Source organism: Streptomyces bicolor (assembly GCF_000719285.1).
Lineage (GTDB): Bacteria > Actinomycetota > Actinomycetes > Streptomycetales > Streptomycetaceae > Streptomyces > Streptomyces bicolor.
The window spans coordinates 1-13,888 of the sequence record NZ_JOFS01000050.1 but is presented as its reverse complement, the minus strand read 5'-3'; the positions used below and the strand labels follow the sequence as shown (position 1 = coordinate 13,888).

The 13,888-nt window shown below is 69.8% G+C and carries 22 protein-coding genes and 2 tRNA genes; all 24 read right to left on the bottom strand.

Annotated features, from left to right (window positions below; genetic code table 11):
* Positions 1 to 166: 166 nt before the first annotated feature.
* Positions 167 to 637 carry a single-stranded DNA-binding protein gene (locus tag IF78_RS0139360; RefSeq protein WP_031487301.1) on the bottom strand — a complete coding sequence of 157 codons (471 nt, stop codon included), beginning with the start codon at positions 635 to 637 and terminating at the stop codon, positions 167 to 169.
* A gap of 11 nt (positions 638 to 648) precedes the next feature.
* Positions 649 to 1,494: a hypothetical protein gene (locus IF78_RS45240; RefSeq protein ID WP_051828570.1), complete on the bottom strand. Its 846-nt coding sequence runs from the start codon at positions 1,492 to 1,494 to the stop codon at positions 649 to 651.
* A 30-nt stretch (positions 1,495 to 1,524) separates the two neighbouring features.
* A complete protein-coding gene (locus IF78_RS0139350; protein ID WP_031487299.1) occupies positions 1,525 to 2,073 on the bottom strand; it encodes a hypothetical protein in 549 nt (182 codons plus the stop codon).
* Positions 2,074 to 2,187: 114 nt separating this feature from the next.
* Positions 2,188 to 2,571 carry a CpaE-like family protein gene (locus tag IF78_RS0139345; protein ID WP_031487298.1) on the bottom strand — a complete coding sequence of 128 codons (384 nt, stop codon included), beginning with the start codon at positions 2,569 to 2,571 and terminating at the stop codon, positions 2,188 to 2,190.
* A gap of 163 nt (positions 2,572 to 2,734) precedes the next feature.
* Positions 2,735 to 2,962: a hypothetical protein gene (locus tag IF78_RS44400; RefSeq protein WP_234439958.1), complete on the bottom strand. Its 228-nt coding sequence runs from the start codon at positions 2,960 to 2,962 to the stop codon at positions 2,735 to 2,737.
* A gap of 202 nt (positions 2,963 to 3,164) precedes the next feature.
* Positions 3,165 to 3,557: a hypothetical protein gene (locus tag IF78_RS0139335; RefSeq protein WP_031487297.1), complete on the bottom strand. Its 393-nt coding sequence runs from the start codon at positions 3,555 to 3,557 to the stop codon at positions 3,165 to 3,167.
* Between the two features lie 81 nt (positions 3,558 to 3,638).
* Entirely contained in the window at positions 3,639 to 5,144 is a 1,506-nt protein-coding gene (locus IF78_RS0139330; protein ID WP_031487296.1) for a ParB/RepB/Spo0J family partition protein, read from the bottom strand.
* A gap of 275 nt (positions 5,145 to 5,419) precedes the next feature.
* The gene (locus tag IF78_RS50075) at positions 5,420 to 5,620 is read right to left on the bottom strand and encodes a hypothetical protein (RefSeq protein ID WP_234439957.1); all 201 of its coding nucleotides are present in this window, start codon (positions 5,618 to 5,620) and stop codon (positions 5,420 to 5,422) included.
* 20 nt (positions 5,621 to 5,640) lie between these two features.
* The gene (locus tag IF78_RS50070) at positions 5,641 to 5,985 is read right to left on the bottom strand and encodes a hypothetical protein (RefSeq protein WP_234439956.1); all 345 of its coding nucleotides are present in this window, start codon (positions 5,983 to 5,985) and stop codon (positions 5,641 to 5,643) included.
* Positions 5,986 to 6,025: 40 nt separating this feature from the next.
* Positions 6,026 to 6,265, bottom strand: coding sequence for a hypothetical protein (locus IF78_RS0139320; protein ID WP_031487295.1), 240 nt, complete (start codon positions 6,263 to 6,265; stop codon positions 6,026 to 6,028).
* A 63-nt stretch (positions 6,266 to 6,328) separates the two neighbouring features.
* Entirely contained in the window at positions 6,329 to 7,348 is a 1,020-nt protein-coding gene (locus IF78_RS50065; protein WP_234439955.1) for a hypothetical protein, read from the bottom strand.
* On the bottom strand, positions 7,345 to 7,635 hold the full coding sequence (locus IF78_RS0139310; protein ID WP_051828564.1) for a hypothetical protein: 291 nt from the start codon (positions 7,633 to 7,635) through the stop codon (positions 7,345 to 7,347). Before IF78_RS0139310 ends, IF78_RS50065 begins: the two co-directional genes overlap by 4 nt.
* A 99-nt stretch (positions 7,636 to 7,734) precedes the next feature.
* Positions 7,735 to 7,803: transfer RNA gene (locus tag IF78_RS0139305), tRNA-OTHER, on the bottom strand.
* 165 nt (positions 7,804 to 7,968) lie between these two features.
* Positions 7,969 to 8,109: a hypothetical protein gene (locus tag IF78_RS48720; RefSeq protein ID WP_158751638.1), complete on the bottom strand. Its 141-nt coding sequence runs from the start codon at positions 8,107 to 8,109 to the stop codon at positions 7,969 to 7,971.
* 187 nt (positions 8,110 to 8,296) lie between these two features.
* A tRNA-Ile gene (locus tag IF78_RS0139295) sits at positions 8,297 to 8,370 on the bottom strand.
* A gap of 417 nt (positions 8,371 to 8,787) precedes the next feature.
* Positions 8,788 to 9,207, bottom strand: coding sequence for a hypothetical protein (locus IF78_RS50060; protein ID WP_234439954.1), 420 nt, complete (start codon positions 9,205 to 9,207; stop codon positions 8,788 to 8,790).
* A gap of 10 nt (positions 9,208 to 9,217) precedes the next feature.
* Entirely contained in the window at positions 9,218 to 9,418 is a 201-nt protein-coding gene (locus IF78_RS0139285) for a hypothetical protein (RefSeq protein WP_031487292.1), read from the bottom strand.
* Positions 9,415 to 9,711, bottom strand: coding sequence for a hypothetical protein (locus tag IF78_RS0139280; protein WP_031487291.1), 297 nt, complete (start codon positions 9,709 to 9,711; stop codon positions 9,415 to 9,417). The genes IF78_RS0139285 and IF78_RS0139280 overlap by 4 nt, the downstream gene beginning before the upstream one ends.
* 211 nt (positions 9,712 to 9,922) lie before the next feature.
* The gene (locus tag IF78_RS47025) at positions 9,923 to 10,087 is read right to left on the bottom strand and encodes a hypothetical protein (RefSeq protein WP_234439953.1); all 165 of its coding nucleotides are present in this window, start codon (positions 10,085 to 10,087) and stop codon (positions 9,923 to 9,925) included.
* Positions 10,084 to 10,557: a hypothetical protein gene (locus IF78_RS0139270; RefSeq protein WP_031487290.1), complete on the bottom strand. Its 474-nt coding sequence runs from the start codon at positions 10,555 to 10,557 to the stop codon at positions 10,084 to 10,086. Before IF78_RS0139270 ends, IF78_RS47025 begins: the two co-directional genes overlap by 4 nt.
* Positions 10,550 to 11,038, bottom strand: a complete 489-nt coding sequence (locus IF78_RS0139265) for a hypothetical protein (protein ID WP_031487289.1) — start codon at positions 11,036 to 11,038, stop codon at positions 10,550 to 10,552. Before IF78_RS0139265 ends, IF78_RS0139270 begins: the two co-directional genes overlap by 8 nt.
* Positions 11,039 to 11,219: 181 nt before the next feature.
* The gene (locus tag IF78_RS0139260; protein ID WP_031487288.1) at positions 11,220 to 12,395 is read right to left on the bottom strand and encodes a hypothetical protein; all 1,176 of its coding nucleotides are present in this window, start codon (positions 12,393 to 12,395) and stop codon (positions 11,220 to 11,222) included.
* 118 nt (positions 12,396 to 12,513) lie between these two features.
* A complete protein-coding gene (locus IF78_RS50055; protein ID WP_031487287.1) occupies positions 12,514 to 13,071 on the bottom strand; it encodes a hypothetical protein in 558 nt (185 codons plus the stop codon).
* A 68-nt stretch (positions 13,072 to 13,139) separates the two neighbouring features.
* Complete coding sequence (locus tag IF78_RS0139250; protein WP_031487286.1) at positions 13,140 to 13,511, bottom strand: dTDP-4-dehydrorhamnose reductase family protein; 372 nt, start codon at positions 13,509 to 13,511, stop codon at positions 13,140 to 13,142.
* Between the last annotated feature and the right edge of the window lie 377 nt (positions 13,512 to 13,888).

Genomic DNA, 13,888 nt, shown 5'->3' with positions numbered 1-13,888 from the left:
GTGCGGCTCGTTCGGTCAGGGCGTGTGCGGGCATGACGGCCGGCCTTTCGGGCAGGGCGCGGCACCGGCAGGCGAACCGGTGCCGCGCCGGGGCGGGCGAAGGGGGAAGTGGTCAGCGGCCGACGGGAAGGGGAGTGCCGTCGGCCGCTGGTGTGGAGAGGCCGGGCTAGGACCAGTTGGAGGCCCGCTTCTGCTCCCACCAGGCAGGTGGGCTGCCCGGCCGCCCGGTGGCCGGGCGGGACGCGCTGGCGGGCTGAGGCGCCGGGGGTGCGGTGACCGGGCGGGCGGCGATCGGGCTGGGCAGGCTGGTCTCGGTGTAGGCGATGCGCCTGCGCAGGCTGATGCCGAGGTCGTCGACGCTCAGGTAGATGGAGTCGTCCTGGATCCGGGTGATGCGTCCCTTGACCAGGACGTTGACTCCGTCGACGAGCGATTCGGTGGCGTTCTTGGCCAGGTCCCGCCAGGCGGTGCAGATGTAGGGAATTGGCTCCAGGTCACGCCACTTCTGCGTGGCGGCGTCCCACTGCGTAGGGGTCTCGGTGAGGCGGAACCGGCAGACGGCGATGCCGTCTTGGGTGAAGCGGACTTCCACGTCACCGGCGACGGTGCCGGACACGTGCGTGACGGACGGGGCCATGCCCACACCTCCTATTGCAAATAATGGTGTTTCTCGGGGTTGGCGTCAACCCCCTGTCGGCGCTTGCTGCCGTCGGAGAGTGCGGTACGGCGGGCGAGCTGAAGGATGAAGGCCTTCCATCCGGTCGGCTCCGCGTGGGCCGGCGGCGGGGCGAGGTTGTCGAACACCGTGGTGTCCTCGATCTCCACTTGCATCGGGACTGTGCCGTCGGCCCTGACCAACTGCTCGTAGGTGGTGTCCAGATGAACGGAGACCCGTATGGCCCCGCGGTCGGCGTCGAGGTAGGCGAACACGAGGATGCCCGCGAGCTGGATGCAGGGCAGGCCTTCGTCGTCGGGGTTCTCCTGGGGGTGGAAGACCGCCGAGCTGTTCGCCTCCGCGCAGGCCTCGGCGTCCGAGAGGCTGAGGCTGAGGGGCGCGCGTATGTGACGGGAGATGTCGGCGGCGTACAGCGAGTAGCCCTGTTCCTCGTGGCTTCCCTCCGGGCCGTAGAAGAGGTCCACGGCCGTCTGGTGGTCGGCAGGCGGCCGGTGCGGTACACCGTCCATGCCTGCCACGTTGTCCCAGGACTTGCGCACATCGTGCGCCAGTGCGGCCCGGCCGGAGGCCTCGTCGGACCAGAGCGTGATGTCTTCGCCGTGCCGGTCCCACCGGCGCAGCACCCATGCCCGGCCGGTCGCCTGCTGGGGCAGGTCTCCTGAGATCTCGAAGCTGAAACGGCGCAGCCACCCTTCGAGGATGTCGACGGTGTCCGCACCCGGCCATTCGCCGGTGCGCTTCCGCAGGTCGTCCATCAGGTCGGCCAGGTCGATGATGGCCTCGCCTTCGGGCGTGGCCGGGTCCGGTTTGATGAACACGGCAGTCTCCTTACGTGAGATAGGGGGCGGTCAGACCTCGTCCATGCGGGCGTTGATCAGATCCATCACGTGTTGCTGGTCGGGGGTGAGGGGTGCGGTGCGCAGCACCCGTTTACGCAGGACGGGCACGTCGCGGCTGATGCCCGAGGGCACCTCGGGCAGCGAGACCAGCCGGTAGTTCCGCGTGTGGATCACCCAGGCCTCGTACCGGTCGGCTCGGCTGCCGCTGCGGGCGGCGTGACCCTTATCCGGTGTGCGCGACGGGCAGAGGCAGGACGGATTGGTGCAGGGCCGGCCGGCGGTGTGGCTGGCCAGGACCGGGCTGCGGCGGTAGTGAGTGGCGGTGCCGTTCAGCATCGGGCAGTGCGCGGCGGTGTACGGCAGGCACTCGGGGTGCAGGGCCGGTTCCGGGGAGCAGCCCTTGCGTACGTCGGCCGGGCGGGCGAGCAGGAAGCACCGCGCGTCCAGCGGGTGTTCGCAGATCTGGCACAGGCGCCGGCGGAAGGCAGTGATGGCCTTGTCGGCGTCGAGGACACCGAACGCCGCGTGGCCGTTGTGGATCAGGGTCGCGTACGGCACCACCAGCCCGCCCGCGGCCGGTGGGCACAGCGTTGGGGTATGGCGTGCATGGGGCAGTTCCTTCGGATCGCGGGAGTGCTCGGCGGGGTGCGACGGCGCTCGGGCTGCCGGGCGTCAGTTGCTGGCCGGTGGAGGGTCGGCCGGACCGCCGGCCAGGAGCGCTTCCCAGTGGGCGTAGCGGCAGTCGGTGGCGTCGTGCAGGCGCAGGTGCAGCCAGGCGAGGTTGTCTTGGGCCCGGATGACGGCCTCGGCGCCGATGGCGGCGGCGCGGGGGGAGATGGTGCCGTCGTCGGAGTCGACCAGTATGACGATCAGGCCGGGGTGGTGCGGTAGGTGGCGGAGCGTGAAGCCGGTGTAGCTGCGGTCATCCAGGAGCATGAGCGGGGTGCACTGGTACTCCTCGGCGCTGAACAGAGGTGACGGCAGGTGCAGGCATGGGACCTGGGGCGTCCGCAGGCCGACCGAATCGTCGTCGGTGCTGTCGCTGATGACCAGCACCGGGTCCTGCGGTCCTTTCCGGGGGGCTTGTGCTGGGGCGGACATGGCGGTGACACGTCGCTTTCGTGGGGACCGGGGCCAGACAGAGGCCCGGGCAAGAGGGAGTCGGCGGCCCGCGGGGCGGGGCGGCCGATGGGGCGTCGCCCCGCCCGCAGGTGTTCGCTCAGCCGAGCGGGTAGAGCGCCAGCGCGGCGACGGCCGTATCAGGGATGCTGTCCCCGTACAGCTCGCGCAGCTCTTGGTCCTCCTCCAGCTCTTCCGCCAACGGGAAGACGTCGCCGACGAGGTCGCTGTGCGTCGGCGCGCACCGGGAGAAGCTGTAGGTGGAGAACGGCGAGAAGAGCTCGCCCTCGGCGTCGCGGGCCAGGACGACAAGCGTGTCTGCGGGCAAGTCCTTCCAGTCCTCGCGGACCAGGTGGCGCAGTACGGTGAGGGTCAGGGCGGTCGGGGGCGTCGCCGTCCGGGTCGGGGGACGGGGCCTGCTGCTGGTCGGTCATGACTGCCTTTCACGTGCGGGCCGGGCTGGGGCGGGGGCCGGCCGGTTGATCGGGCGGCGGGCGCCGCCCGCTGCGGGGCGGCGCCGTCAGTCCCGGTTAGTCGTCCTCGATCAGCTCCAGGCAGGCGACGGGGATACCGCTGCCCGGGAGCCGGAAGCGCGGCACGTCCTCGGGGATGCGGTACTTGGGCTTGCCCGGATCGCCGTTGCGCGGGTCGCGGCGCAGGATGCGGGTGGACTCCTCGTCCAGCAGGAAGCCCGCGCGGGTGCCGGTGCGGTTGCGCTCCTGCACGGTGCCGGTGAGGCCGCGCAGCAGGGCCGGGCGCAGCGACTTGTTGATGCGGGCCCGGCGTCCGGCCACGATGCCCGCGAAAGCTTCCTTGTCGATCGCGTGGAGCCGCAGTGCGCAGGCTTCCTGGACCTTCGCGACCTTGATTGCGTCCGGCAGCCGGCTGATGAAGTCGACGACGTCGTCCATGGTGACGGTCATGCTGGGTTGCCTCTCTGCGACGTGGGGATGCGGGCCGGCCGGGCATGTTCGTGCCCGGCCGGGGCTTGGGGGTGCGTGTGGTCAGGCGGAGGCGTCCGGCCGGTGGGGGGCGACCGCTTGGTCCTCGACCTCGGACAGCTGGTAGCTGCCGTTGTCGGCCTGGCCGAGCGACTCCAGAAGCAGCAGGTAGGAGGCCTGATGCCGGTCCGGGGACTCCCAAAGGAAGACCTGGGTCATCCGGGCCGTGTCGAACTTCTTGGGTTCGCGGATGTCGTCCTCGAACGCGGCGGCGACCTGGGCGAACAGCACGTTCGCGAGACGGCTCTTGGGGAAGCTGGCCGCGACGTCGGCGGCCGACTCGCTCTTGGGGTCCTTTGCCCCCAGCAGGAGCGCCAGGGTCTCGGTGCGCTGCTTGTCCGCCCACTTGCCGTAGAAGCGGGGCAGTTCCAGCATGATCCGCTGGGCGAACACCCGGGCCTCATCGGGCAGGTTCTTGCCGCGCACCAGCCGCTTGATGAATTCCTGCCTCGGTCCGGCGGCCGCCTTCCAGGCGCGGTTGTGTGCGACGGTCCGGGCGCGCTCTTCGGCCTTCTGCTCGTCCTCTTCGGTCTTGGGCTTCTTCGGCGTCGGGCGGACCTTGTGGCCGTGCGCGGCCGGGTCGGAGCAGTGCCATACCGGCTTTTGCTCCTCATCGAGCCGGGCGCTGTGACCGGGGCAGCCCTTGTGGTTGTCCTCGGTGAGCGGGTTGCCCAGCCCGGTGGTCAGCTCTGTCAGGGGCCGAGACGGGTCCTTCTTCCCGTACCCCGGCGTGCCTAGCAGCGGGATGTCCGCCGCCTTGAGGTCCTCCACGGCCTTGATCCGGGCTGCGGCGTCGGCCTGTTCGGCCTTCAGCTGGGCCATCGCCTGGTCCCAGTGCCCGCGCCCGCCGTTGCCCTCCTCGTGGTCGCGCTCAAGCGCCCGCAGAAGGCGGCGCTCCGCGCCGGGCACGTTCTCGACCTCGGCGAGCTGGGCGGTCTGCTCCAGGTCCATGCCTCCGGCCGCTGCCCGCCGCAGGGTGGCGTCATCGAGCTTCTGGGCCGCCCTGGCCTGCTTGGCGGCGTTGCGGCCGACACCGAGAGCCTTGGCGGCCTGGCTCCGCTCCACCTCGTCCATGTCGATCAGGGCCAGCTCGGACGACTTCAGGATGTCGCGCTCGCTCATCCCCTCGCGGTGCTTGTTCTCGACCAGAGACAGGAACCGGGTCCAGCCGTCGCGGCCGACCAGATCCTCCCGCACATGCGCCTTGATCTTGCGCACCGGACGGCCGTCCTGCTCGGCGGTGGCGTTGGCGAAGTGCTGCGCCTGCGCGCGCCGCCAGCCCTTGAAGGCCCCGTACGTGCCGTCGGGCCTGGGCCGGACACTGATGGTCTCCTCGACGCCGATCGCCTTGACGGAGTTGATCAGGTCCTCGTCCGGTTCGGTGTCCTCCTCGCGAGCGTTGCACTCGTCACGCACCACGAGCGCCGGGTCGAGGTAGACGATCTGCGGCGCGTCCTCCTCCACGTGGGCGCCGGGCTCGGTGGGCGGGGTCGAGACGGCGATGGCCATAGCGGCTCTCCTTCTCCTTGCCATTTCGGCGAATTGGGGTGGTCGGGGGTGTCACCCCCTCCCGCCAAATAAAATAATAGTGTGTTTTATGGTGGTGGCTAGGTGCCCTCTGACCTGCTGCATTAAGGCCAGTCGTGCTCTCGTCGGGGCGGCAGCGGGAAGGTGCGCTGGCGGTCCATGCGTACGCAGCGCTCGCAATAGGCGGTGACGTGGTTGGCGGTGCACTCGCCCCACTGACACTCGAAGTCCTCGCGCGGCCCGCAGATCAGGCACCGTCACAGCGCGATCCCGTGCAACTCACACGGCTCGTAGCGCTCGCGTGCTGGCAGCAACTCCAGGGCGGGACAAGGGCGTTCGAGGCGGGCGAGGTCGGCGGCCGGGAAGGACTCGTCGCCGTCGCGTATCCAGCGGGGCGCCAGCTGCGCGTACCGCTCGGGCATGGTGTAGAACGGCAGACCGGCTTGGCTGAACACCATGGCCAGATGACCACTGGAGATCAGGTATCCAGGCGGTGATGGCTGAACTCGCTGCGCAGGGAGAGTATTTCGTCCTGGCGGAGGCTGAAGCCGTATCCGTACCGGCGCAGGATGCGGCGCTCGGTGGCGGCCGGTCCCCTCTGGGCGGCGTCGAGCTCCTCGACGGCTTTGATCGCGGCCGTCGGGTGGGCGGTCAGCTCGCGTACCGCGTCCTCGGCGGCCGTGGCGGTGGCGCAGTTGCTGAGCGCGTACCCGTGGAGCTGGTCAATGACATGGTGGCGTCCCTCGCGCTCGATGGCGGTGTACCGGGCGGGCTTGTGCGGCTGGGGACGGCGTCGGGGCGTGACGGAACTCCATCTGCGCAAGGCGTGGGGAGTGGTAGCCGGGGGGCCGGCGGGGCGGCGCTCAGTCGGTGGGTAGCGGCATGTGCGCGGAGAAGACGTAGTGGCCCAGGTCGCGCAGCATCCCCGCGGTGTGGTCCACGGCCGCGGGGCCGTGGTCGGCCAGGCGGGTGTACGCCTCGATCTCGGCGTTCCAGGTGAACCCCTGGGCGGCAAGAATCTCTTCCGTGGCGGGCGTAAGGTCGTCGGAGGACTCGGGCGCCGCGACGAGTCCGTGAGCGGGATCGGGGACGACGAGAAACACCGGGACTCCTTCCGTGTGGGCCGCCGTGGGCGGGGCGGTCCACGGCCAGGGGCGGACGGGTGGTCAGTGGGTGACGGTGACGGTGTAGTCGGCTTCCAGGACGGCGAGCGCGGCGCGGATGGACGCGCGGGTCTCCGGGCTCGGGACCGAGTAGGGGAAGTCGAGGGCGCGCACGGCGTCGTCCAGGTCGCCGTCGGGCATCGGCAGGGTGTATCCGCTGCGGTAGAGGGCGACGGCGGTCGCGGTGGCGACACGGACGCGGTTGTAGGCGATGGCTTCCTGGGCGGTGGCGTCGATCCCGAGCGCATCGCGCGCAGTGGGCGGCTGTACCACGATCCCGGCGGTGAATCGGCGGGCGGGAAGGCGGAGACGTGCCGGTCGCATGGCGCGGCGTAGCTTTCGAAGCATGACAACTCCTGGGGCTGGAGGGGAAGCGGAGGGGGCGTCACCTCCTGAGTGAGGTGGGGGAGGCGACCATCCCAGCTCACCGCTAATAATAGTGTGAGTTGCTGTTATGTGAACCCGGCCCTGACCTGCGCAAACGGGGGGGCTAAACCGTACGCCAGGGTCAGAGATGGGGGGCGTATGCGGCCAGGGACTTGGGCGCCGACCTGGTATGCCTTCCAGGCCGGACGGGGCGGTCAGGCCCCAGGTGAAGGTGGACGTGTCGGCGTAGAACTGCCCGCGCCGGGGGTGCGGTGCGGCGTAGGCGCGCAGAATGGCGACGCTGTACACCTCCAGTGTGCCGTCGATGAAACTGTCCACCTGGGCATCGGGGATACCGGGGTCGTACCTGTTGAACTCCTCGTCGATGACGACCCCGAGGGCGGGGTTGAGATCGTCCTCGACCGGACCGACGCTGCGCCGCCAGGCGAGATCGACCATGGCGTCGGCGCGGCTCGCGCAGGTGTTGACGTAGAGCACGCCGTCACGGTGGTCCTGGTACTCGCCGGTGTCGTACAGCCACGCCTCGAACTGGTGCTGTGCGTACGTCCCGGCGCCGCTGTGGCGGCGGCGCAGGAATCCGAAGGGCTCGCCGTCGACGGTCACCGGGTGGCGTTCGGTGCCCGCGGGGTCACTCATCGTTCGTCCTGGGCGTCGGCGGCGGGGCTCCAGCGCATCCCGTCGGCGGCGAGCGAGGTATCTGGGGGCACGGTCCCCTGAAAATGGGCGTCGTTCGGCTCGTCGTCTTCGGCGTGGGCATCGATCCACTCGTCGGCGGCCTGCTCAGCGCCAAAGGCACGGAGCAGGTCCGCGAGGGTGTCCACTTCGGTGCATCCGAGGCTCGTGGCGACGTCGGACGTGAGGACGGTGTTACACCAGGCGTCGGTGAACGCGCGGGCGACATCGGCCGGGACGGTGTCAGCCATCGTGACCTCCGGTGGGCTGGTCGGTCCAGTGGCGGAGAGCGAGCCGGTGCGCACTGGCGCGGGTCGCGTGTTCGGGCGCCGGGCGATCGGTAGGTGCCGTGCCTGCGAGGGGATTTGAACCCCTGACCACCCGCGAGTGGGGCCGCTCTACCGCTGAGCTACGCAGGCTTGGGGCCACCGGTGGGGCGGCCGGATGATTTGGTCAGCGTCCGGCGATCTCGCGAAGCCGCTTCAGCGCGGTGGGCGCGTCGGCGTACCAGAACGTCTGGCTGCGCGACCGAGGGCCTTGGCGGCAACGTCACAGATCAGGCGGCGCTCCTCGCCGCGCTCCGCCTAGACGCTGGCGACCGTGTCGTACTCGTCGCCGTCGTCGTCCAGGCCGATGACCTCTGTCTGTTCCTTGTCGCGCAGTGACAGAGCGTCCAGCCGGTGACGTGCGCCGCCCATCCGGCTGCACACAGCTGGGACCCGCACGCCGGAGCCTCCTCGGGGGCCAGTCGGATGGTGTCGGCCAGCCACGCCCAGTGGTCCATTCTGAAGACGTCGGGCTGTGCCTCGATGGCGTCCAGGACCCTAGCGGCCGCGTCGGCGGGCGTCTTGGGGTCCGGGGCGACCTCGGTGTCAGTCATCACAACTCCTGTCAGGCGGAACGGTGTTGGAGTAGTGCTGGTGGGACTCGAACCCACGACCTCAGGACTTATAAGATCCGCGCTCTGCCAACTGAGCTACAGCACCTCGGTGTTCGGTTGTGCGGGCCGCGCCCGTCGTCTGGACTGGGGCGGGGCGCGGCCCGCTCTGGGAGCCGGACTGGGGGAGCTGTCTCCCGCCCAGAGCGGTTGGGGAGTGCCTGCGGACTGGAGCAGGGGCCGGTGAGGCGCGGCCGGAGAGGAGCAACCGCCCCCAACCGCTAATAATAGTGTCTTTTAGGGGTGTGGGAACCCGCCCCTGACTTGCTCTTTTCCCTCCCGTGAGGTCTGAGCGAATGCGGCCAGTATGGAGGTCACAGAGTCGGGGCGGCCGGACGCTTCGACACGTACCCAGTCCCCGGAGGGACCGACGAGTACGGTCACGCTGTCGACCTGGACGGGGCCGCGCTCGCCGGGCGGCCTGGTGTCGTGCTCCCAGATGATCCGGGTGAGCCGGTACTTCTCCTCAATCGGGGCGCCGGGGAGTGCGCCGGCCACTGCTTCCGTTGGCGGCGCGGCGACCCTGTTCCTCTGCCTGCTGCCGGGCGGCGAGTTCGGCGGCCTGCTGCGCGGCTTCGACGTGCAGCGGATACAGCCGCCGGGTGATCTCGTGCGCTACATGGCGCGCGGAGATGGCCGTGACCCCGATCGACGGCGCGATCATCTTGGTCTCGTCCGGCAGTGCTGCGGAGATCTTCAGACGGTCGGGGCGGCGATCGTCGGGCTGGCACAGGCGCAGAGCGCGGCCGTCGTCGTCAATGATGAGCCGACCCAAGCCGCGCTCGTAGTCGGTGAGTTCGGCTGTCCGGCAGTGCGTACCCAGCTCCCCGGCCACCTCGTCGGCGAACGCGTCGAACTGCTCCTGCGATATCAACTTGCTTGTCATGGCACTCAGTTCACTCCTTCGAGCGGCTGGTAGCGGTGCTCGGCGCGTGACTGCTCGCCTTCTGGTCGCGGAGCTCGGCGTCATGGCGGGCGTCCTCGGCGGTGTAACCGGTGTGGCACCAAGAGCGGCACAGCTGGCCTGCGGGTGCGCCGCACGTCTCGCATCGGTCGTCGAAGTCCTCCGGGCGCCACGGCCGCGGCTGGCCGCTCATGACGGGAGCTCTCGGATGTGGGCGGCCAGGGTCCGGGCGGGCATGACTGGGGTCTGGTAGTGCCGGGCGGCGTACCCGGCGCGCCACAGGCTCGACGGCTGCCACGGGTCGAAGTCGATGGCGCGTACGGCGGTGAACTGGTCCCAGTGGCGGGGATGGGTGGTGCCGGTGACGTGCACGCTGCCGCGCATCGCCCCGCCCAACTCGAACACGACGGCGTCGGCCTGGCGGGGGCCGGCGGTGGCGCGCACTAGGCCAGCGGGCGTGTCGATGGTCAGGCTCGGGCTGGTCATGGGCTCCTGCTCCTCGTGGGTCGACCGGGTGGGTCTGGGGCCTGCCGCCCCGCGCTCACCGAAGGGAAGGATGCGGGTGGGGGGCGGCAGTCGGCCAGTGGCGCGCTGGCCGGGGCGGCCGTCCACGCCCCCGTACCGGGGAGGGGCGTGGACGGCGTCTGCGGGGGCTACTCCTGCGGTTGCTTGTGGCGGTGCAGATTGCCCCGGTCGGTCAGCGACACGCTGTCGCGGCCGCACGGACATGCGGCGTAGCGGCGGCCGTGAAGGTGGAAGAACTTCGGCCCGTTGCGGTGGCGTTGATCTGACGGATGGTGCCGGAGACGGGCTCCTTGTTGGTGCAGTAGCCGTCCGGGGTGGCGGCGGGCTTCTCGCTCATGAGCGCTCCTCGGCGGTCTTGTCGGGGCGGTGCAGTTCGGGGGCGTGGCAGACCACGAGGGGCGCGGCGTCGTCTAAGGGGAGGGACGTGGCGGCCTTCTGGAGTTCGGCCGGGCCGATGGGGTGCAGCCATCCGGCCCGCACTTCCCACCCGCAGGCTCGTAGGCCAGCGTCGGCGGTCATGGCGACCAGGACGGCGTCACACACGGTGCTCTCCTCCAGGGCGAACGTCAGCAGCACGAAGAACTGCACATACTCCTCAGCGGAGTGATCCACACGGCACGTGCCTGGCTCGACGGTCACGTACAGGTCGGCGTTCACCTCCGTGCCGTCCGCGCGTTCGGCCGTGATGCTGAGCTCGTGGCTTCCCTCGCCGAGGGCGGGGAACAACGCGGCCAGTGCGTGCAGGGCGCGGCCCATGGCGGACGCCGTGGCGGCGTTGTCGGGCCGGGGAAGCTCGGGCTCAGGCATGCGAGTCCTCCTCGTCGGAGTCGGAAAGCTGGGGAAGAACGGGTGCGGGGTAGACCTCGCGCGTGACGGCGGAGACGCCGGGGCACGGAATGACGGCGGCCTGGAGCTCGGCCGTGTCCATGGGGTGAAGCCACCCATCACGTATGGTCCAGCCGCACGCACGGGGGTTGGGAGCGGCGGCCGTGGTGGCGACCATGACGGCGCCGCGCATGGTGCTGCCCTCCAGCGCGAACACCAGCAGGGTGCGCAGGGCGCAGAACTCATCTCGGTCCAGTACGGCCAGGCGGATCGGCTTCGTGCCGATGGAGAGATCGGTTCGGCCCGTGACGAACGCGTCGTCGGTCCGCTGGGCTACGAGGTTGAGCGTGTGTTCGCCGTCGCCCAGTGCCTGGAACACGGCGGTGAGGGCGGTGAGAGTGCGGCTCATGGCTGCCGCGATGGCGGCGTCGCCGGGGTGGATGAGCTCCGGGCGTGCAGGCATCAGGGCTCCTTGCGGGAACGGGGCGGTGGGCGCCGGAGGCCGGCCGCACTGCGCCCGGGCACACAAGGGTCTTGTGGGTGCGCGGTCTGCTCCGCCGACGCGTCGCGCTGCCGCTACGCGGCAGGGGCGCGGCGGGCGCGCTCCGCGCTCTCGGGTTCGGCCCGGCCCGCACGGGGGTCTGTCAGCCGTGCGCGGCGGCGGCCGTGAGGGCGGGCACCGCGAGCGCTTCGAGGGCGGCGGCCTGGTCGGCGTCGGTGAGCGTCTGCGCGGTCGACGTGACGGCCTGCATCACGCCCCCCGCCGTCATCTGCCCGCCCCGGATGAAGTGGGAAAGGATCATGTCCTTGGTCTCGTTGCCGATGCTGAGCGACTTGGTGACGTGCTCGATCGTCTTCGTCGGCTCGTCCAGCGTCTTCCCGGCGGCGGCCTCCATCTCGGACACCTTGGCCTCGACGTACTCCCGTGACAGGAAGGTGCGCACGGCGTCGGTGGTCTTGGAGGTGATCAGCTCCAGCGTCTTGCGCTGGGTCTGGCCGGACCAGGACACAACGCCCTCGTCCTGCTTGCCTCCGAGGTGCACGGCGCGCATCACGTCCTTGGTCTGGGTCAGGCCGTTGCGGCAGACCTGGATGACCGCGCGCGGGGTGATGGTGTACGCCCCGGCTCCGACCTCGCTGTTGGTGATGACGAACCCGGCGGAGATCATCGGGAGTTCGTCACCGCTGCGGCCGTCGAACGGGGAGCGGTAGCCGCGCAGGAGGTTGCGGGCCTGGATCGCGACCGCTTCGGACTCGACGCGCACGTACATGCGGCGGTCGGTGAGGTCGCACCCCGTGATGCGGGTGGGGTGCCCGGACTTCTGCACTCCGTCCAGCGCGGCGAGCAGCATGTCAAGGTTGTCCATCAGCTTGTAGCTGTCGGACAGCAGCGCGCGGGCCACGCCCTCGCCGGGCATGCCGGGGCCGTTCTCGCCCCGGAACGCACGGAGCATGAAACGGCGTCCCGGCTCCTGCCGCATCCACGCGTTGACGTTCTCGTCCAGCAGCGGGACGTTTTCCGCGCGCATGCGGCGCAGGTAGGCCAGCGGGATGCGCAGCTTGTCAGAGATCCCCTCGTCGGCTACGGCGGTGGGCCGGTAGATGCCGTCGACGTTCGTCACGCCGTCTTCCGTGATCTGGGACTCGACGCCTTCGACGTGCACGTTTCCCTCACGCATCCGGAGCGCGGACGCGGGGGCGATGACGTCCAGCTTGCGGCGCTGTCCGTCCTCCAGGATGCGGACCAGGTCGGAGAGGTCGGCGTTGCGGGCACCGGTGGGGGCTACGTTCGTGGCGCGCTCGGCGAACTGCTGAGTCATGCGGTGTTTCCCCTTCGCTGTTGGTTTCTGCGGTTCGGGGGGCGGAGCCACCGCCCCCCGAACAACTCCAATAATAGTGTTTTTCAGGGGTGGGTAAACCCACCCCTGACCTGCGCACTTAGACCCATGTACGGTGATGCGAAAGCGGAGTCAGGCTCACCCGCCGTACGTTCGTGACCTTCGTGACCGGCACGGTGCCGCGTATCTCGCAGAGGTCATAGCGCAGCGTGTGAGCTCCGCCGACCGGTCCAGCGTGCGCGTGGATCGCCTGCACCCAGTAGGTACCGTGACGCTGCGTCAGGCTGCCGTGATACCTGACCTTCTGCCACAGCACCGGCCCCTCGTCCTGCGGGTCAAGGATCTGCGCGACCGCGATCACGAGCTGATTGGTCACCCGCCCGGACAGCAGTCCCAGGAACGCGCGGTCAACCGTAGCCCGGGCGACCGGCACATCCGCCAGGGCCGGGCCGGTGTGCCCGGTGCGCACACCCATGGCCCAACCCAACTCGAAGAACGGCCGGACCATCTCCAGCTGCTCGTGCGACACCCTCAGCGCTTCCGGGTCGCTCTCGCTGCGCACCAACTCCCGCAGCACGTAACGGGCCTGGTCCTCCTCGGCCTCCGTGAGCGGTTCCCCGGCTGTCCGGGCCTGTCCTGCAATCCGCGTGTTCTCCATGGCTTCCCTTCTCCTTCCGGTGATGCCGAGTGGAAGGGGCGCCCCGACCCCGGGGCGCCCCGAGCGGATTACTTCAGGAACCCGCGAGACCGGAGGAACTCACCGGTCATGAACGCGATTCCCTGGGGCTTGTAGATCTGCGGGAATCGACGCATCTCAATTTGAGTGCGGCCGTACTCGTCCGGCTCGATCAATTCGTGCACGATCCGGTAAGGGTCGTCACCCGTCGGCATTTCCAGCACGACGGGACCGACCTTGGTGTCGAAGCGGATTCCGGTGTAGTCCGCGTCGGAGTTATGCACGATCCTGGCTCCCGCCCGGCGGCACGCCAGAGACAGGAAGTTCGCGACCGTCCGAGCCTGGATGGAAAGGCTGTTGAGCGGGGCGTCCTCGCCGCCCCGTACCCGCCGGACGATTCCGCCCTTGATCTGGATTTCCACGTGTTCCCCTTCGTTGGTCCCTTGCGGTTCCCAGGGGTCGCCTCCCCCAGGACTTCAAATAATAGTGTCTGTATCGTTCGGATGGAACCCCTGTTGCGCTGCGAGTTGCGCCAGATGTTGCGCCACGGCGTTGCGATAGGGGTTGCGCTGGGTGTTGCGCGGCCTGTTGGCCGGCTTCCGTGTCACCGCAGGTCACGCCAACAGTCGGTTGTGGTGCGCCTGCTGACATCCCCTCTGCGGCCGCTGCTCCCTGCCCAAGTAGAAGAGAAGGTGGTGGGGGTTGGGTGTGGTCGGTGCGGCGGCCTCGGGGATCGGGCGCGGGTTGGTCGTGTGTTGCGCGTCGGCCGGGGGCCGTCGCGCGGGTGTGGTGGGGGGTG